Origin of the sequence: Bacillus sp. PK3_68, from assembly GCF_003600835.1 — a bacterium.
Classification (GTDB): domain Bacteria; phylum Bacillota; class Bacilli; order Bacillales; family Domibacillaceae; genus Pseudobacillus.
The window spans coordinates 3,269,464-3,287,413 of the sequence record NZ_NQYC01000001.1; the positions used below are offsets into that span (position 1 = coordinate 3,269,464).

Genomic DNA, 17,950 nt, shown 5'->3' on the forward strand with positions numbered 1-17,950 from the left:
AGAGTAAGAGATGGAAAGTGCATATGGGAATTTTTACATGACAGCTATATAATAAAAATGGAAGATTATTTCTGATGAAGTTACTATATAGCACGCGTAAGTGTTCTTTGCATTTGTTGTATAGCAGGCGGGATATCTATTCCAATCATATAAATTTTCTACATGGGGTGTGCGGTTACATGAGTATTTTACAAATAAGTGAGATAGAGATGAATAAAGGAAATACAATTATTTTTCCGAAGATTCATTTAGTTGTGCAAAAGGGGGAGGCAGTCGCCATCCAATGTAATAGCGAAGTAGGAAAACAATTAATCAACATGATTATTGGACAGGCGCCGCTTTCGAATGGGGAAATTTTATTGGAGGGATTGCCTTTAACCCATGATTTTAAAAGCATAGCGAAGCGTATCGGAATTTTCCTGCTGGATGAGGCATTGTACGATCGATTGACACCGAAGGAATATCTGAATTTCTTTAAAAAGCTATATAACGTGGAGGTGGAGATAGGTGGGCTCCTTCATAAAGTTAGCTTAATTAAGAAAGAAAAAATTAAAATTATCAACCTGTCTTATTCAGAAAAGAAAAGGCTACAGCTTGCCAGAGCTATCTTACATCAGCCGGATTTGCTGCTCATGGAAGAGCCTGACCAAAATATTGATATTGAGAGCAAGATTATTCTGCAAAGAGTGATAGAAGATTTTACAGAACAGGGCAAATCCGTTTTAATAACAACAAATAATTTTGAAAGTGCCATATCTATAACCAATCACTTGTATCGTTTAAATGAACAAGGCTTAAAGAAAATTGAAGTGATAGAGGAAGAAAATAAAGAGGCCCCTTCATCTTTGCAAGAAGATGATTCTATGGACCTTCAAAAAATGGATGAAGAGACGGCGCTGTCACTTCCTAACGACACAGAACAAAGTGAAGAAGAAAAAACTTCAGTCCGTAAGCAGCTGAGGATTGAAAAGATTCCAGCAAAAATGAACGAAAAAATTGTTCTGTTTGATCCAACAGAAATTGTCTTTGTTGAGAGCAATGAAGGAATGTCTCAGCTTCATGTAAATGGGGAAGTCTTTCCTTGTTCTATTACACTAAATGAGCTATCTGATCGCCTACAGCCATTTGGTTTTTTTCGGTGTCATCGATCGTATATTGTTAATTTACAAAGAGTCCGTGAGGTAATCACGTGGACTAGAAACAGCTATAGCTTGATTCTTGAAGATTCACAGAAAAGCTCTATTCCCCTATCTAAAGGAAAGTTGAATGAGCTGAAGGATATTATCGGAATCTAACTTTACACACACATAAAAGAGTGAATTTTGGGTGAGAAATCTGCTCCATTCAGCTGAAAAATAACGCCATTTAACTACTCCTATACTCTTTTCACCTTGATGTTACTGCATCTATCCATTGTTGCAGATAAGATTGAGTCAGGAAAACGGAAATGAGAAAAGGGGTAAATGGAATGGGAAATGTTATCGAAGTAAAAGAACTTGTTAAATCATTTGAAAATAAAATCGCCTTAAAAAACGTAAACTTTAAAGTAAAAAAAGGAGAAACGATTGGCTTTTTAGGCCCGAGTGGTTCCGGAAAAACGACAACGATAAAAATTTTAACAGCACAGTTGAACCCGACTGCCGGAGAAGTCACAGTGTTTGGAGAACCGATACATAAATTAAAAGATCCCGCCTATATGAAGAGAATTGGCATCTTAACGGATAATAGCGGACTTTACGAGCGGCTTAGCATCTACGATAACCTTTCGTTGTATTGTGATTTGTACGAAGTAAAGAAAAGCAGAATTAATGAAGTGCTTGAATCTGTCAATCTATTGGAAGAGAAGAGAAAGTTAATTTAAAAGCTGTCCAACGGGATGAAGCAGCGAGTCACATTGGCACGGGCCATCTTACATAAACCGGACCTGCTTTTTCTCGATGAACCAACTTCGGCTTTAGACCCAGTCAATACCAGGCATATTCATGAAGGGTTAAAAAAATTGAACCAAGAAGGAACCACTATTTTCTTAACAACTCACGATATGCAAGAAGCAGAAGGGCTTTGCGATCGGGTGGCTTTCTTAAATAATGGTGAAATAAGGCTGCTTGATACGCCACAAAATGTAAGAGCACAGCAGAAAAATACATCCATATTATTGTTGTTAAAGGGAGGCCGTGCAGTCGTCGTTAATAAAGATGGTGAGGGCGCAAAGGAAACCTATGAATATATGAAAACGGAGCAACTTTTAACGATTCATTCCAATGAGCCGACACTTGGAGATATTTTTGTACGTTTAACAGGGAGGAACTTATGATGATATTTTCATTGAAGCGAGTAAATGCAATATTTGTAAAGGACTGGAAGGACTTGCAAAGAAATTCCTATGTTTTATTTACCTTAGCCTTGCCTTTAGTTTTTGCTGCATGGCTCGGACGGATAGGGGAAGACAACGCTCTTTTGGCGACCTACCCAATCAACCTATCTCTCGTTATTGCAGGTGCCTTTATTCAAGCAGCTATGGTGGCTGAGGAAAAAGAAAAAAATACATTGAGAGGGCTATTATTATCACCGGCCAGTACAGTAGAAATCCTCATAGGAAAAAGTGCATTATCCGCTGTTATGACGATTATTGTTATTATTGGATCCATCTTTCTGTCCGACTATAAAACCCCTTCATTGCCACTGTTTTCATTTAGTATATTATTGGGATTAATGATCTATTTGGCTATCGGAACAATTCTTGGTTTGCTTTCAAGAACAGTTATGGAAACGAGCATTATTGGAATGCCGGTATTGTTAATCTTTGGCATGAGTTCGATGCTTAAATCAATGATTGAAAATGACATGCTCTTGCGTATGATTAGTTATTTGCCAAATGAGCAATTAAATACGATTTGGTCTCATTTAAGCAATGGAGCCGGCTTAAGAGTCGTCCTTGAGAACATGATGATACTGCTGGTATGGGCCATCGTCTCATTTTTTATTACCGTTCTTATCTACAAAAAGAGAAGGATTGATTAAGGAATAGGCTGGGCGATGAAAGGGAGTGCGACAAGCTGAAGTAAAGCTTTGGGCTGTCAAGAGAAAGGTGAAAGCTGCTCTTGATGGGAAGAGATAAATGATAACTCGTAAGCAGGTCACTTGATAAAAGTGCCTGCTTTTTGTTTTTACTGCTTTCGCTTTTCTAAAAAAGAGCAAGACTTTATAAACTAATGATATCGAGTTAAATATTTTTTGGACTTTCCACATATAAATAGGTTGCTATGAGAAAAAGCTAGGCGGAAAGGTGGGAATCTATGGTTATTGGGCTATCTATTGTACTGCTGCTTGTGTTGCTTCTGCCTTTCTTCGTGAAACAGGTGGAAGAGAATTTAGAAGTATTTTTGTTTCTTACGGGTTTTTTAGCGGCTATTATTGGCCAAGTGTTGGACAGGCCTCTGCTGGCTAAGGCATTGGAAGATCCGATCAACATCACTATAGCCGTTTTGGCAGCAGGACTGTTGTTTAAATGGCTGCGGACGCCTTTAGAAATCGGAATTCACCGGATTAGCAGGATGATGCCTTTTCGATTGTTTATTGCGATGATCATTATTATATTGGGCTTGCTGTCAAGTGTGATTACTGCAATCATTGCCGCCCTTATTTTAGTTTTAATTGTTAGCGTTTTGAACCTTGATCGCCAGTCGGAGGTTCGGCTTGTCGTCTTAGCCTGCTTTTCGATTGGGCTCGGAGCCGCTTTAACACCGATTGGAGAACCGCTTTCAACCATTGCCATCAGCAAGCTGGGAGAGGATTTCTTTTATCTTCTGCGGTTGATGGGACCTGAAGTGTTAGCAGCCGTTTGGCTGTTGGGGCTTCTTTCTATGTTCGTTGTGCATCCAAAAAGGAACCAGCAAGGTCTAAATGATAATCAAAAGAGTGAATCATATGAAGAAATCATCGTCCGAACGATTAAAATTTATTTGTTTGTCATGGGGCTGACCCTTCTTGGTGCAGGATTTGAACCGTTAATTAATCGTTATCTGCTAGACGTTCATACAGGCATCTTATATTGGATCAACATGATCTCAGCTATCCTTGATAATGCCACTCTCAGCGCTGCTGAAATTAGCCCTTCCATGGAAGGGGAAACAGTAAAAGCTATTCTACTCGGCCTTCTTATCAGCGGAGGGATGCTTGTGCCCGGCAATATTCCAAATATCATTTCAGCTGGAAAACTAGGAATCACCAGCAAGGAATGGGCAAAATTTGGACTGCCTGTTGGGCTCTCGTTCATGGTTATTTTCTTTGTTGCTCTGACCTTTTTATAAGACTGATGAGAGAAAGCTTAAGAAAATTTTCTTAAGCTTTTTTTATTGATCAACATTGTATTTTAATTATGCCTTTAAGAAGAGGAATTTCCGTCAGCCTACCAATGTGGAAAACAGACTTTATCTAGATTGAGGGCTTTTTCTTTTTTTATTGGGTAAAGTAACTAGTAATGAGTTGATCAAGGGCTCGGAGAGGTTCATCCTCCAAGCAGTCACTACTTTTTTTCAATGAAGAGAGGGCACTTTCCACAAGAAATTTTCGCGGGTTCTTAGAGTGAAGAATCTCGTCCTGGATAAAGTCCAGCAACTCCATATACTTGTGCTTCTCTTCCTTCCGCTTTACGTCCTTTTTCAGTGTTAAGATGGCGTCGCACAGCTTCTGTTGAAAAGTTTGGTCGGTCTTCTCGCAGTCCGGTAGCCACCTGTCTAGAAACTCAGGAGGAATTAACTGATCTTTTGATTCCGCTACTTCATTCACCATGTTTACTACCCGCAATACACTGTAACGCACTGCTTGGTGAATGCCGGTGCCTGATTCCTGCACCAAAGTATAATATTTGAGAGTTTGATGCAAAATTCCGATAAGCATAATTGCACAATCAAACAAATAAGGGTGCTTGCTTTCATCAAAAATGTCTACTAACCGTTTGTACATCCAGCGGATAGTGAGTAACTGTCCTCTCTTCATAAATTGTTTGAGGTCTGTGTCATTTGTAACGATTACTTCCTCAAAAAGAGAGATTAACTTAGTGGTCCTATTCGTTTTCATATGTAATTCAATTTGTTTAATGAAAATGTCAATGTCAGAAGGGTCCTGGCCAATAAGTAGCTCATTTCGTTCTTTTTCAAGCTGCTTATAAATGGTCTTGAAAAGAGCCATGAGCAGCTCATTTTTGGAGGAAAAGTAATTATAAAACGTTCCTTTGGAAATCCCGCTATAGTCTAATATGTCTTGGATAGATGTAGCTTGAAAGCCTTTCTCAACAAATAACTGATGGGCCATTTTTATAACATGCTGCTTTCTATCGTTCATTTAATCACCTTTATAGTTAGTTGGACTCACTGTCCAAATATTATAGTACATCATTTTTCAGACTAGTACAAACTCTGTAAAAAAGGCGGTTTATATGTTGCGGTATTTGGACTTATAGTATATGATATCTTTTGTGTGAAACGATGGTACAAAATTATGGACCGAATGTCTATCATCTATGGAGGGAAATGAATGGATCAATCGATAAAAAAGACTAATCGTCCAAATTACGGAATTCTTGCTGTTTTGATGATTGGAGCTTTTATTGCATTTTTAAATAACACACTTCTCAATATTGCACTGCCTTCAATCATGAAGGATTTAGACGTAGGAGCCTCAACGGTTCAGTGGCTGACGACAGGGTTCATGTTAGTGAATGGAATTATGATTCCAACCACTGCCTTTTTGATTCAAAAATATTCTGTGCGCCGGCTATTCTTGATCGCTATGGGCTTATTTACCATCGGAACGATCATTGCTGGAGTAGCTCATGTGTTCCCGCTTTTACTGATGGCACGCATGGTTCAAGCCTCTGGTTCAGCAATTATGATGCCGCTTCTGATGAACGTGATGCTCGTTAGCTTTCCAATAGAAAAAAGGGGGCTGCAATGGGGGTGTTTGGCTTAATTTTAATGGCTGCACCAGCGATTGGCCCAACTTTGTCAGGCTGGATTATTGAACACTATCATTGGAGAATGCTTTTCCACTTTGTGACACCGATCGGAATTGTTGTTCTCTTGATTGGCTTCTTTTTGCTTAAAGATAAAAAAGATAAAGTGGACATTCGCCTTGATTTATTTTCTTTGCTCCTATCTAGCGTAGGATTCGGTGGTCTGTTGTATGGCTTCAGTTCTGCGGGAAGCAAAGGATGGGGTAGTCCACAAGTGTATGGAACAATCCTTATAGGGGCTATTTCGCTAATATGGTTTATTTTGCGGCAATTAAAGATGGAACGGCCAATGCTTAACTTTAAAATCTTTAAGTACCCGATGTTTGCCTTATCATCGTCTATCACAATGGTTGTTAACATGGCGATGTTTTCTGGTATGCTGTTGATTCCTATTTACGTGCAGACCATTCGGGGAATTTCTCCGATGGATGCCGGTTTGATGATGCTGCCTGGAGCGCTTGTCATGGCTCTTATGTCTCCTGTTACAGGAAGGTTATTTGATAAGTTCGGCGGTCGCATTTTAGCCGTTACCGGATTAACCATTACAACCATTACGACTTATTATTTCAGCAAATTGGCGCTGGATACAACATACACCCACTTAGTTATATTAAATGCTATCCGAATGTTTGGTATGTCGATGGTGATGATGCCTGTTTCAACAAATGGTTTAAATCAATTGCCAACACGTTTCTATCCACACGGTACTGCAATGAACAATACGTTGAATCAGGTGGCAGGTGCCATCGGTACAGCGCTGCTGGTCACGGTGATGTCTACCCGTACAGAAACACATGCGGAGGAACTGGCTGCTAATGCAATGAAGCATGCAACTGTCCAGCCATCAGAAGCGGCTATTGCTGGAATGAAACAGCAAATTGCGATGAAAGCCATGCTGGAAGGCATTAATGATGCCTTCTTTGTATCAGCTTTAATTGCTGCTGTTGCACTTGTTCTGGCCCTCTTTATTAAGCGTTCTAAGCAGGCAGAAGATCCATTGAAGGGAAGCCCGCAAAGCAAAAGAACTAGACAAGAGCTGGCAGAAGGATAAGTCGTTCGCTTCATTCCAAGCAGCAGGTGTGTAAGAGAAGATTGAGAGCTATCTTTTTCAAGATAGCTCTTTATTTATGGAGAAACAGGATTATAAAAGGTGGTATATAAACCTCGAAATTTTGATTATAACTTGTTTATTCGTGGAAAGATGAGAGTAAATATAAATTAGAATCAAAAGGATAGAGGGGGCTCCTATGGCTGCTGAAATGAATACTCAAAACATTCATCGAAACCGTGATATTTATTCATCAAAAAATTTGTGGTCCGGCTTTTTGTTTGGGGTGGGCTTCATTGCTTTTTTTGATGAAGCTGTTTTTCACCAGCTGCTTCACTGGCACCATTTTTACGATAAATCGACTACAGATATTGGCCTAGTTTCTGACGGTTTGTTCCACGCGTTTAGCTGGTTTGCCACGATTGGCGGTTTGTTTTTATTCGCTGATCTTCGCCGAAGGAAGGCTTTATGGCTTACAAGGTGGTGGGGTGGCGTCTTGCTTGGAGCTGGAGTTTTTCAGCTTTACGATGGGACGATCCAGCATAAGGTTATGCGCATTCATCAAATTCGCTATGTGGAAAATGTGCTAGTTTATGATGCGATTTGGAATGTTACAGCCATTGCTATGATTGTAATTGGTGTTGTTCTTCTTTTTCGCACGCGACCCAAACAATCATTAGAAGAGAGAGCTCAACATGAGTAGTTATACAGATATTTGTTATACTGGCGGGCAACTGGCGGGGATTGTTCCACAAGTGCTTCTGATGCTCCCCTTTCTACTCGTTCTATTTCTCTATCTTTTAGCTGCCCTAGTTTCTAACCGCCGGCACAGGAAATGGCCATTATTTCGTACATGTTCTTGTATTGTAGGTGTCCTGCTGGCGGTTTGTTCTGTAGCTGGTCCACTTGCAGAACGGGCTCATATCGACTTTACAGCGCATATGACGGGGCATTTGTTTCTCGGCATGGCCGCTCCGCTTTTTCTTGTGCTCGCTGCACCGATGACCCTGATGCTGCGGACACTGCCGGTACATTTAGCGAGAAGGTTCGTACGTTTGTTAAAAAGTTGGCCGATTCAGCTCCTTAGCAATCCGGTAGTCGCCTCTTTGCTTAATGTTGGAGGGTTGTGGGTTCTTTACACCACTGACTTATATACGGCGATGCATCAGAACATTCTCCTTCACTTATTTGTTCACATACACGTATTTTTGGCTGGCTATCTTTTTACTGCCGCCATGATTTATATTGATCCAATGCCCCATAGAAAAAGTTTTATATATAGAGCGATTGTGCTGATTATCGCTCTAGCTGGTCATGGCATCTTATCTAAGTATATTTATGCGCATCCTCCGATTGGTGTTGCCGAAGGGCAAGCAAAAGCTGGAGGGATCTTAATGTACTATGGCGGCGATGCAATTGATCTGATACTTGTTTTTATTCTTTGTCTGCAATGGTACAGATCGGCTCGTCCTAGAGAGTATGTAGAGGGAAGGATACCGGAAGCTACCTAAATAGTCTCAAGAAGGTGGACAAGGGGATCGTTAACTTTGGCTCACCTTCTTTTTCTTAGGGCTTACTAATAAATTTGCGTTTTTAACGTACATACTATGGGAAATGAAATAGGTAAAGAAAGCGGAAAAAGATTCGAGAATAAGAAAGGGGAGGACAGTGTGAATGAATTCTTACGATTGTTGAAATCCGGAAGTAAATCGGCTTTATGGGCAACAATTGTTAATACGATTGTTGCTCTTATTAAAACGGCAGCTTACCTCATTACAGGAAATGTCGCTATGTTTGCTGAAATGATGCATAGCTTTGGAGATGCAGCGAATCAGTTGTTCGTTTTTATCGGTTCCTCATTAAGTAAAAAAGCCCCGACGGAAAGATTTCCAGGAGGGTTTGGCCGGTTAGTCAATCTTGTGCTTTTAGGTGCTGTGTTAGTTGTAGGTGTATTGGCTTATGAAACTATTAAGGAAGGTGTTCATCATATTTCAGAGGCAGCCCATTCTGAAGACTGGCTCTGGTTAAATATTGCTGTGCTTGGAGCGGCTGCCGTCTTAGAAGCCACCGTTCTTTATAAGGCAATGAAAGAAATTACAGAGCATCTCCCTCCAGAAAAAGTCAAAGGTTTTAGAATGATCCCTGAGAGCTATAAGCATGTAAAAAGTGCCAAGCCAGCCACAAAGCTAGTCTTTTTAGAAGATAATGTGGCTGTTGGCGGTGCGCTGCTTGCTTTGATTGCTATTATTATCGCTACTTATACACCCTTTCACAGCGCTACAGGATATGCCTCCATTATTATTGGAGTGATGCTGATCTTAGTTGTCGGTCGGATATTTTTGGATAATGCGGCAGGAGCGCTTGGCGTCGCAGATGTTAAACTGCAAGCAAAAATTGGCGCTCGGGTTCTTCAGCATCCACAAGTGAAAGATATTCAAGACTTAGATGTGATTAAAGAAGGGGACGACTTTCATGTGGAGCTCCGGCTGGAAGTAGATCCAGAAATGACAATTAAAGTAGCAGATGATATTCGAGATCATATTGAAGAAAATATTAAGAAAAACGTAGCCAATGTGACAGATGTGATTATTGAATTTGATGAAGATGATCGTGTCACTACGTGGCCTGGTCCAGTGAAGTAAGCGGCTTTTCTGTTTACTTGCGGGAAGAGGGGATCATGTTTCGAATTAGCGCTTGACACAAGTTATGTACTGAATTATTATATTAGTATAAACTCAATATTCCTTTTAAGGGGAGTAGCTTTTACAGCAAAGTCGTCATTACAGAGCAGACCGCTCTCGGCTTTGTTGGCAGCGATGAACGTTGTTAGCAAGACCTTACCAAACGGTAGAGGTCTTTTTTGTTGTATAAGGCCTGTACCGATGGTGGTACAGGCCTTTTTAGTTTACCTGCTAAGTGTGTGTAACTAACCAGTCTATTAAGTGAGGAGGGAAAACATGAAGAAAGATGTTTATTATTCCAACGAGCGGTGGAAAAGAACGAAGAATAGCTAAAAGATCAGTCTTCTATAAAAAAATTGAGAAGAAATTGGAAGAGAAATATGCAGACACTGTAAACGGCCAGCAAGCTGGCTGACTCGCCTACAAAAATAAACGTACATGGAGGGTTTTTATATGTTTAAAAAAATAATGGCAGCAATGTTAGTGTTCGGTTTGTGTTTAGCTCCCGTCGGACATGTGATGGATCATAACTCTCAGGTGGCAAGCGCTAAATCATACAAATCCGGAAAAAGATCCTACAGTCCGCCTGCCAGCAATAGCCCGTCACTTTTTAAGAAAAATCAAGATCAGCAAGTCAACAAACAGAAATCAACTACTAATTATTCAAAGAAATCAACGGCTTCCAAATCAAATAGAGGCGGTTTTCTAAAAGGTCTGTTTCTTGGAGGGGTAGCTGGTTTATTATTTGGAAGTCTGCTTGGTAACCTAGGCTTTTTAGGTTCCATGCTCGGGTTTTTGGTCAACATGATTGTTCTTATTGCCATTGTGATGGTGATCCGGAAAATTGTTGTTTCCTTGTTTAAAAACAAGCAGAGGGGCCATGATTCATGGAACAGATAAAGATTTCTGAGCAAGATATCATTAATGCTCTTTGCTTATATATATCAGACAAGAAGGAAGTGTCTCCTTATGAGGTTGATATGGAACTGATGTTTGATGACGAATATGGATTTTCGGCTGAATCCCATGTGGCAGGCCGGAAGCAAATTTTAGCGACTGTCAGTATAATTGAAGCTATTCGCTTTTGGCTCGACACCGAATTGCATGTGGACCCATTCGCGGCAGGAATTGAATTAGTACTTGATGATCATGAAGGAATTATTGCCTGGGTTAGATAATAAAAAAATGCCCCTTGCTGTTTTTAGCAGCAGGGGTTATTTTTCGCTTTGGACAGGGAGTGGAGGAGAATATTTATCAGCTATATGCACACAGTTACGGCCGTTTTCTTTAGAAGTGTATAACGCTTGGTCAGCCGCCTCCAAGAGGGTATCAAGTGTATCTGTACGGGCCTGCACAGCAGCAACTCCAAAGCTTGCAGTAACAGAAAGAGATTCTTTGCTTGTTTCCAAAGGAGAAGCAGCAAGATGGGCACGGATGCTTTCTGCTCTTTTGCTCGCCTCATTAATATCTATATCAGGCAAACAAATGACAAATTCTTCCCCGCCATACCGGCCAAAAATGTCTGTTGGCTGCAGATGCTTTTGACAGATTGATACGACGTGGCGAATGGCTGAATCACCAATGCTGTGACCATAGCGGTCGTTGATTTTTTTAAAATAATCAATATCAAAGAGAAGAACAGACAGTGGTTTATTTGCTTTAATCGATTGCTCTAAATACTGCTCGCTTCTCTTGATGAAATAGGAACGGTTATAAATTTGGGTTAGCCCATCGGTATAGGCCAGTCTTTTTAATTGTTTTTCCAGCATTTTTTGAGCAGTAATATCACTTAAAACGATGATGCTGCCGACCACCGTTTTTCCGGCTTTGAATATAGGTGTGATTCGAACGTAATAATATTTATCGTTTTCTTCGTTCAACCACTCAAATGACCGTTCTCTTTCCGGGATATCATTCTCATAAAAAGTGAGCTCGCTTCCCTCATCTCTCCAGAGTAATTCAACGTTTTTCCCGACAGATGAAGCATTAAGCCTAAAGAGAATGCTTTCAGCGGCTTCGTTATAGTCTACGATTTGATAGGCTGTATTTACAACAAGTACGCCATCCCGCATGCTTTCAAAAACTCGGTCTCTTGCTATCGGCGATAGGGAGAGCAGCTTAAAGGAAAAGATCGCCCAGAGATATAAAGCAGAGGTAAAGCACATGACGACAGGTACTGGGTCCATTCCATGGGGAGAAAGGCCAACTAAGTATAAAAAGGAAGAAATCATTGGAATAACAAGACCCAATAGCAAGGGAGAAATTTGCTTCCAATAAACGGCTTTTGTCCGCTTCCAATACCATAATAAAATACATACACCGAGCAGGAGACAACCAAATGTATAGCTGCCATGCACGATATACCAAGGTCCAGCAACCATATCAGCCAGTGCATAGTTTTCGTTTGGACGTAAATAGACAGAGCGGTAAAATAGATGGTGAAAATTATTTGTTAAACACATAAAAGAAGTAATGAATGGAATTAAAAAGAGAACTAAAAGTTGTTTTAACTTGAGAAATTTATCTAATCCTGCATACTGCAAAACTAGAATGAGACAGCATGGAGAGATAAAGGGCAATCCTAGGTACTGGAACTTCAACCAAAAAGAAATTTCTGTCAGAGTGCTGCTTGCCAGTTCAAAAGCATGTCCAAATGTGTAGATGGCTGAAAAAAATGACATCCAAATAAACGTTGTACTGCTGGAAGATAAGTGCCGTTTAACATAGGCATAGATTGTCAGAATAATGGATAAAACACCTGATACAGAGACAATAACAATATAACGGAAGATTTCTGAATTCATCGTCCAACTCCGAAAGTAGAATAAATAGATTGTTTCTCTCTATTATTGAAGTATTATAACAAAGTTTTTGTCAATTATATTAAAAACTTAGAAACATTAAGATAGTTTACAGTTCATTTATTGACATATGCTTTTCACCATTGCCTCTTTATAAGAATGGAGGAGAGGGAAACAGACAACCACCCCTATCTAAAGAGAAAGGGCTGATTCATGATCCGGCCGTTATATTTTTGTTTTAGATAGTAAGAAGTAGATGGCTATGGAAGTTGATGCTATGATATTTTTATGTTTATTATGTGTAGTGGAGGGTTTGGAATGTTGACGATTAAGGAAATTGCTGAAATGGCAAAAGTCTCAAGATCAACTGTTTCGCGTGTATTAAATGATTCAGGCTATGTGAGTGAAGAGGCACGCAATCGTGTTTTAGCAGTAATTGAGGAGACTGGGTACATGCCGAGTCAGCATGCAAAGGCACTTCGGACAAAAAGAACGAAGGTAATTGGAGTGATCCTCCCGAAAATTAGCACGGAAACTTCAGGGCGTGTAGTAAACGGACTGAATGAAGTGTTTCAAGAGCAAGGGTATCAAATTCTTTTAACAACAACAAATCTCGATCCTCAAAAAGAGATTGAATACTTGCGTCTATTAAAGAGCAGACAAGTAGACGGAATTGTTTTAATTGCTACTAATGTCAATTCAGAGCTAGTGGCAGAGATCAGTCAGCTGAACATTCCATTTGTAGCGATCGGCCAGGACATCCCGCATGCCTCTAGTGTGATATTTGACGATTGTCATGCAGCCAAAGAAATAGCAAAGCGTCTTATTCTGAAAGGGTATAAAAATATCGCATTTATCGGTGTGGATGAATCAGACCCCTCTGTAGGTATCCAGCGTAAGCGAGGATTTACAGAGGCACTGAAAGAGCATAAGCTTCCTGTTTATCCAGAATGGATGGAGCAAGCAGATTTTAATATTTCTTCTGGTTTTGAAGCAATGAAAGAAATTATGGGCAGGTCTACAGAAGATAGCCGCCCTGATGCAGTTTTTGCGGTGACGGACCGGATAGCGATCGGCGCTATGCAATACTTAAAGGAAGCAGGGTATAGCATCCCTAAAGAAATAGCCATTGCTGGTATGGGAGCTGCTGATATTTCTAAGTATGTCCAGCCTGCTTTAATGACAATAGATTTTGGAAATGAACGGGCGGGACAGGAGGCAGCTGTTATTCTATTAGAACAAATTGAAAAAAACAGTGAAGGCCAAAAAAAATTAATTTTGAACTATAGAGTAATTGAAGGCAATAGTGTATAATAATTATGAAATCGATTTCATAGACTAATACCAACCGTTATTTTTAATGGTTTGAAGGTACCGAAGGCGGTGCCCGGTTTAATAAGCTATCATTGAGTCGTTGTTTTATCGTGATTGTTTTCTTTTTAGAGGAATCGGCTTTATCTTTTTACAGAGCAAAATCGATTCCTTGTATTTTTTTACCTTGTGGGATCGATTCCACAAGGTGGCTAACTTCTAATTATTGAGGGCATGGATGACTAAAAAAGGGGTGTGAAAGTATGGCTGATAATCGCCAGATAGCTGCAGAAATTATTGAGGCCGTTGGTGGACAGGAAAATATAGTGTCAGCTGCTCATTGTGCTACACGCTTAAGAATGATGTTAAAAGACGTAGAAAAAGTTGATCAAGAAAAAGTAGAGAATATCGAAAGGGTTAAAGGAGCCTTTTTTAATTCAGGTCAATACCAGGTTATCCTCGGTACAGGAACAGTCAACAAAATTTATGAAGAAGTGATCCGGTTGGGTGTTGAAAGTTCATCTAAAGGGGAGCAAGCGAAAGAAGCCGCTAAAAGCGGAAATGCTTTCCAAAGAGCTATTCGGTTATTCGGCGATGTGTTTGTTCCGATTATCCCTGCCCTTGTAGCAACAGGGCTATTTATGGGAGTCCGCGGTCTGATTATGCAGGAACAAATTCTTTCTTTGTTTGGTATAACACCTGATCATGTTCCAGAAAACTTTATTTTATTTACACAAGTGTTAACAGATACTGCTTTTATCTTTTTACCAGCATTAGTTGCCTGGTCCACATTTAGAGTATTTGGCGGTTCACCGATCATCGGTTTAGTTTTAGGTCTGATGCTTGTCAGTCCATCCTTGCCAAATGCCTGGGAAGTGGCTGGCGAGCAGGCAGAAGCGATTAAATTTTTTGGTTTTATCCCTGTTGTAGGTTATCAGGGATCTGTGCTGCCGGCGTTTATCGCAGGAATTATAGGGGCAAAGCTTGAACAACAAATTCGCAAACGTGTTCCTGATACGTTTGATCTAATTGTGACACCCTTTTTAACATTGCTCATAATGATTATGTTAGCTTTGTTCGTTATTGGCCCTATTTTTCATAGTGTAGAAGAAATTATTTTAAATGCGACCGTGGCTGTTTTAAAATGGCCATTTGGAATTAGTGGTTTTATCATTGGCTTCCTAAATCAAATTATTGTTGTCACGGGAGTCCACCATGTATTCAATATGCTAGAAATTCAGCTGCTTGAGAAATTCGGAAACAATCCATATAACGCTATTGTTACTTGTTCAGTTGCTGCACAAGGAGGAGCTGCATTAGCAGTAGGATTGAAAACAAAGTCTAAAAAACTGAAAGCATTGGCTCTTCCATCCTCATTATCTGCACTATTAGGCATTACAGAACCGGCTATTTTTGGTGTCAACTTGCGCTATTTTAAACCATTCGTCATGGGGCTGATTGGAGGCGGTGTAGGCGGGTTTCTTGCCTCGCTCTTTGGCTTGAAAGGCACGGGAATGGCCATCACTGTTATTCCAGGCACCCTACTCTATCTAAATGGGCAAATTGTTCTTTACTTACTTGTTAATGTTGCAGCCATTGCTGTTGCCTTTATATTAACTTGGATGTTTGGATTCAATGATAAGATGTTGAAAAGCCAAAAATAACTCTATCTATTTTGATTGAAAAGGGGAATATCCTGTGAAAAAAGGACTGCTCACGCTTGGCGAAGCTTTGGTCGATTTTATCCCGATGGACTCTGAGAACATGGCATATATAAAAAGCCCTGGCGGCGCTCCAGCCAATGTAGCGGTTGGAGCTGCTCGTCTAGGGATGAGAGCAACCTTTATCGGAAAAGTAGGCAAGGACGTGTTAGGCGTTTTTTTGAAGGAAACGCTCAAAAAATATGGAGTAGATATTTCCGCTGTCATCCTGACAGAACGCTATCGTACAGGACTTGTATTTGTCACGTTAGATGAAATAGGAGAGCGCAGTTTTAGTTTTTATATAAAAGAAAGCGCTGATTTCTTTCTGGAAAAATCGGAAATAAAAGAAAAGTGGTTTATTGATAAAAAAATTTTCCACTTCGGAACGATCTCTCTTTTAAAAGAGCCAGCGAGCATGGCTACACTGCAGGCACTTTCCTATGCAAAGAAGCACGGATTGATTGTTTCATTCGATCCAAATGTCCGCTTGGCTTTATGGGAGAATGAGGAGCGGCTTAGACATATGATCTTTAAGATGATGGCAGAAGCAAACGTGTTAAAGCTGTCTGAGGAGGAGCTATTGTTTTTAACAGGGGACACAGATATAAACACGGTTAAAAGCTGGATCAAAGAATATGATCTTTCACTTGTTTGTTTAACGAAGGGGGCACAAGGGAGTATTGTATTCACAAAAAATGGATGGGCTGAAATAGGGGCGCTGCCGGTGAATGCCGTTGATACAACGGGCGCTGGGGATGCCTTCGTCTCCGGCTTGCTTTATGGTCTTAACGAACGGACGGAGGGAATCCATTCGATTTCATTGGAGGAGGCAGCAGATCTCGCCCGTTTCGCTTCTGTATCCGGAGGGCTCGCCGCTTCACAAAAAGGTGCGATGACTGCGCTGCCTACACTGAAAGAAGTTCGAAAAACTTTAACAAAAAATAGGAGTTTATAATGAATCAACAAGAGTTACTTGGTCGTTTATCTGAGAAGATAAAAGAAAACGAGAAGCAGAGAAAAAATGATCCCTATCGTCTTCAATTTCATCTTATGCCGCCGATCGGGTTGCTAAATGATCCGAATGGGCTCATTCAGTATAAAGATAAATATCATGTTTTCTATCAATGGAATCCATTTGAAACATCACATGGACCAAAGTTTTGGGGGCATTATACCTCTGATGATTTAGTTCATTGGGAGGATCATCCTCCAGCACTGATACCGACAGAATGGTATGAGCGAAACGGCTGTTATTCTGGAAGTGCCATTGAAGTCGGGGGGAAGTTACTCTTATTTTACACTGGGAATGTAAAAGATGAAGCAAAGCGAGAAACATACCAATGCGTAGCTGTCTCCGATAACGGAATGGATTTTGCAAAGGAAGGACCGGTTATTTTTCTTCCTGATGGCTTTACTCCCCACTTTCGTGACCCGAAGGTGTGGAGAAGAAATGATAGCTGGTACATGGTGGTTGGCGCACAAACCTGTGAGAAGGAAGGAGCAGTAGTGCTTTTTTCATCGATAGATTTGCAGCATTGGGAGTATAGAGGACCAATTGCGGGAAGCTATATGAATGGTTTGAATGCTTTCGGGTATATGTGGGAGTGTCCGGATTTTTTTCAAATAGGTTCGAAAGATATTTTACTAGTCTCACCTCAAGGGCTGGAGCCGAGTGGGTACCACTATCAAAATTTGTTTCAGTCTGGTTATTTCATTGGGGAATGGAAGGTGGGTACCACAGAGTTTAATCATGGAGATTTTTTGGAGCTAGATCGCGGATTTGATTTTTATGCACCGCAGACGTTTGAGGATGAAAAGAGAAGAAGGATTATGTTTGGATGGATGGGAATAACCGATGAAAATGAATCTTTCCAGCCCACAATTGAACAGGGATGGATCCACGCCTTAACAATCCCGCGCCAATTAATCTTAGAAGGAGAAAAGCTTTATCAAAAACCAGTTGAAGAACTGGTAAAGTTACGTAGAAAAAAAGATTTTCACGGTACAGTTTCTTTAAGAGATGGCGTAAACACATACGAGGAGATTCGCGGGGAGGTTAGCGAAGTCAAAGTAAGATTTGACTATGTCCATGCGGAAAAGGTAGAGATAGTTATTCGCAACAACGTCCATCTTTATTTTTATCCCGGTCAGGGCATCTTTACGTTGGAAAGGGAAGTGTTCAAAGGGGGAGCGTTCGAGAGTCGGACCTGTGAACTCTTGCAATTAAAAGACATGCATATTTTTTTAGATAGAAGCTCTATTGAAGTTTTTCTTAACGGAGGAGAGGAAGTGTTTACAGCTAGATTTTTGCCAATCCTGACAATCAATCCATTGTGTTTAAAGCAAGTGGACAGGTAGAGATGTTTGTTGAGAAATGGGAGCTAGGAGAATGA

Annotated in this window: 15 protein-coding genes and 2 pseudogenes; 15 read left to right on the forward strand and 2 right to left on the reverse strand. The window is 40.4% G+C overall.

Annotated elements, in window-relative coordinates; translation table 11 throughout:
• Positions 1-179 precede the first annotated feature (179 nt).
• From CJ483_RS16525 to CJ483_RS16540, 4 genes and pseudogenes are all read left to right on the forward strand, one after another.
• The gene (locus tag CJ483_RS16525) at positions 180-1,295 is read left to right on the forward strand and encodes a LytTR family transcriptional regulator DNA-binding domain-containing protein (protein ID WP_120036222.1); all 1,116 of its coding nucleotides are present in this window, start codon (positions 180-182) and stop codon (positions 1,293-1,295) included.
• A gap of 173 nt (positions 1,296-1,468) precedes the next feature.
• Positions 1,469-2,314, forward strand: a pseudogene (locus tag CJ483_RS16530) (ABC transporter ATP-binding protein).
• Positions 2,314-3,021, forward strand: a complete 708-nt coding sequence (locus CJ483_RS16535) for an ABC transporter permease (protein WP_120036223.1) — start codon at positions 2,314-2,316, stop codon at positions 3,019-3,021. The pseudogene CJ483_RS16530 and the gene CJ483_RS16535 overlap by 1 nt, the downstream one beginning before the upstream one ends.
• A gap of 275 nt (positions 3,022-3,296) precedes the next feature.
• Positions 3,297-4,310: a DUF1646 family protein gene (locus CJ483_RS16540; protein ID WP_120036224.1), complete on the forward strand. Its 1,014-nt coding sequence runs from the start codon at positions 3,297-3,299 to the stop codon at positions 4,308-4,310.
• Between the two features lie 148 nt (positions 4,311-4,458).
• Here CJ483_RS16540 and CJ483_RS16545 read toward each other — a convergent pair whose 3' ends face one another.
• Positions 4,459-5,343, reverse strand: a complete 885-nt coding sequence (locus CJ483_RS16545) for a TetR/AcrR family transcriptional regulator (RefSeq protein ID WP_120036225.1) — start codon at positions 5,341-5,343, stop codon at positions 4,459-4,461.
• Between the two features lie 192 nt (positions 5,344-5,535).
• Between CJ483_RS16545 and CJ483_RS16550 the strand changes: the two are divergent.
• The 7 genes and pseudogenes from CJ483_RS16550 to CJ483_RS16575 all read left to right on the forward strand — a co-directional run bounded on the left by CJ483_RS16550 (position 5,536) and on the right by CJ483_RS16575 (position 10,920).
• A pseudogene (locus CJ483_RS16550) lies at positions 5,536-7,064 on the forward strand (DHA2 family efflux MFS transporter permease subunit).
• 196 nt (positions 7,065-7,260) lie between these two features.
• Positions 7,261-7,764: a DUF2243 domain-containing protein gene (locus CJ483_RS16555; protein WP_120036226.1), complete on the forward strand. Its 504-nt coding sequence runs from the start codon at positions 7,261-7,263 to the stop codon at positions 7,762-7,764.
• Positions 7,757-8,572 (forward strand): cytochrome c oxidase assembly protein, encoded by an 816-nt coding sequence (locus tag CJ483_RS16560; RefSeq protein ID WP_120036227.1) that lies wholly within the window; start codon positions 7,757-7,759, stop codon positions 8,570-8,572. The genes CJ483_RS16555 and CJ483_RS16560 overlap by 8 nt, the downstream gene beginning before the upstream one ends.
• Positions 8,573-8,731: 159 nt before the next feature.
• Positions 8,732-9,703, forward strand: a complete 972-nt coding sequence (locus CJ483_RS16565) for a cation diffusion facilitator family transporter (RefSeq protein WP_120036228.1) — start codon at positions 8,732-8,734, stop codon at positions 9,701-9,703.
• Between the two features lie 325 nt (positions 9,704-10,028).
• Complete coding sequence (locus CJ483_RS25150) at positions 10,029-10,157, forward strand: hypothetical protein (protein WP_259455692.1); 129 nt, start codon at positions 10,029-10,031, stop codon at positions 10,155-10,157.
• A gap of 38 nt (positions 10,158-10,195) precedes the next feature.
• On the forward strand, positions 10,196-10,642 hold the full coding sequence (locus CJ483_RS16570) for a hypothetical protein (protein ID WP_120036229.1): 447 nt from the start codon (positions 10,196-10,198) through the stop codon (positions 10,640-10,642).
• Positions 10,630-10,920 carry a YxcD family protein gene (locus CJ483_RS16575; protein ID WP_120036230.1) on the forward strand — a complete coding sequence of 97 codons (291 nt, stop codon included), beginning with the start codon at positions 10,630-10,632 and terminating at the stop codon, positions 10,918-10,920. The genes CJ483_RS16570 and CJ483_RS16575 overlap by 13 nt, the downstream gene beginning before the upstream one ends.
• Positions 10,921-10,956: 36 nt before the next feature.
• Here CJ483_RS16575 and CJ483_RS16580 read toward each other — a convergent pair whose 3' ends face one another.
• Positions 10,957-12,546, reverse strand: coding sequence for a histidine kinase N-terminal 7TM domain-containing diguanylate cyclase (locus tag CJ483_RS16580; protein ID WP_120036231.1), 1,590 nt, complete (start codon positions 12,544-12,546; stop codon positions 10,957-10,959).
• A gap of 315 nt (positions 12,547-12,861) precedes the next feature.
• On the opposite strand from CJ483_RS16580, the gene CJ483_RS16585 reads away from it, so the two are divergent.
• The 4 genes from CJ483_RS16585 to CJ483_RS16600 all read left to right on the forward strand — a co-directional run bounded on the left by CJ483_RS16585 (position 12,862) and on the right by CJ483_RS16600 (position 17,915).
• Positions 12,862-13,857: a LacI family DNA-binding transcriptional regulator gene (locus CJ483_RS16585; protein WP_120036232.1), complete on the forward strand. Its 996-nt coding sequence runs from the start codon at positions 12,862-12,864 to the stop codon at positions 13,855-13,857.
• 260 nt (positions 13,858-14,117) lie between these two features.
• Complete coding sequence (locus tag CJ483_RS16590) at positions 14,118-15,518, forward strand: sucrose-specific PTS transporter subunit IIBC (RefSeq protein WP_120036233.1); 1,401 nt, start codon at positions 14,118-14,120, stop codon at positions 15,516-15,518.
• Between the two features lie 34 nt (positions 15,519-15,552).
• Positions 15,553-16,512 (forward strand): aminoimidazole riboside kinase, encoded by a 960-nt coding sequence (locus CJ483_RS16595; RefSeq protein ID WP_120036234.1) that lies wholly within the window; start codon positions 15,553-15,555, stop codon positions 16,510-16,512.
• Positions 16,512-17,915, forward strand: a complete 1,404-nt coding sequence (locus tag CJ483_RS16600) for a glycoside hydrolase family 32 protein (protein WP_342754281.1) — start codon at positions 16,512-16,514, stop codon at positions 17,913-17,915. The genes CJ483_RS16595 and CJ483_RS16600 overlap by 1 nt, the downstream gene beginning before the upstream one ends.
• Positions 17,916-17,950 lie beyond the last annotated feature (35 nt).

Coding starts and splice junctions, on each gene's coding strand:
- CJ483_RS16600 (WP_342754281.1), top strand. CDS start 16,512: ATGAATCAACAAGAGTTACTTGGTCGTTTATCTGAGAAGATAAAAGAA.
- CJ483_RS16580 (WP_120036231.1), bottom strand. CDS start 12,546: ATGAATTCAGAAATCTTCCGTTATATTGTTATTGTCTCTGTATCAGGT.
- CJ483_RS16535 (WP_120036223.1), top strand. CDS start 2,314: ATGATATTTTCATTGAAGCGAGTAAATGCAATATTTGTAAAGGACTGG.
- CJ483_RS16545 (WP_120036225.1), bottom strand. CDS start 5,343: ATGAACGATAGAAAGCAGCATGTTATAAAAATGGCCCATCAGTTATTT.
- CJ483_RS16570 (WP_120036229.1), top strand. CDS start 10,196: ATGTTTAAAAAAATAATGGCAGCAATGTTAGTGTTCGGTTTGTGTTTA.
- CJ483_RS25150 (WP_259455692.1), top strand. CDS start 10,029: ATGTTTATTATTCCAACGAGCGGTGGAAAAGAACGAAGAATAGCTAAA.
- CJ483_RS16540 (WP_120036224.1), top strand. CDS start 3,297: ATGGTTATTGGGCTATCTATTGTACTGCTGCTTGTGTTGCTTCTGCCT.
- CJ483_RS16525 (WP_120036222.1), top strand. CDS start 180: ATGAGTATTTTACAAATAAGTGAGATAGAGATGAATAAAGGAAATACA.
- CJ483_RS16560 (WP_120036227.1), top strand. CDS start 7,757: ATGAGTAGTTATACAGATATTTGTTATACTGGCGGGCAACTGGCGGGG.
- CJ483_RS16585 (WP_120036232.1), top strand. CDS start 12,862: ATGTTGACGATTAAGGAAATTGCTGAAATGGCAAAAGTCTCAAGATCA.
- CJ483_RS16555 (WP_120036226.1), top strand. CDS start 7,261: ATGGCTGCTGAAATGAATACTCAAAACATTCATCGAAACCGTGATATT.
- CJ483_RS16590 (WP_120036233.1), top strand. CDS start 14,118: ATGGCTGATAATCGCCAGATAGCTGCAGAAATTATTGAGGCCGTTGGT.
- CJ483_RS16575 (WP_120036230.1), top strand. CDS start 10,630: ATGGAACAGATAAAGATTTCTGAGCAAGATATCATTAATGCTCTTTGC.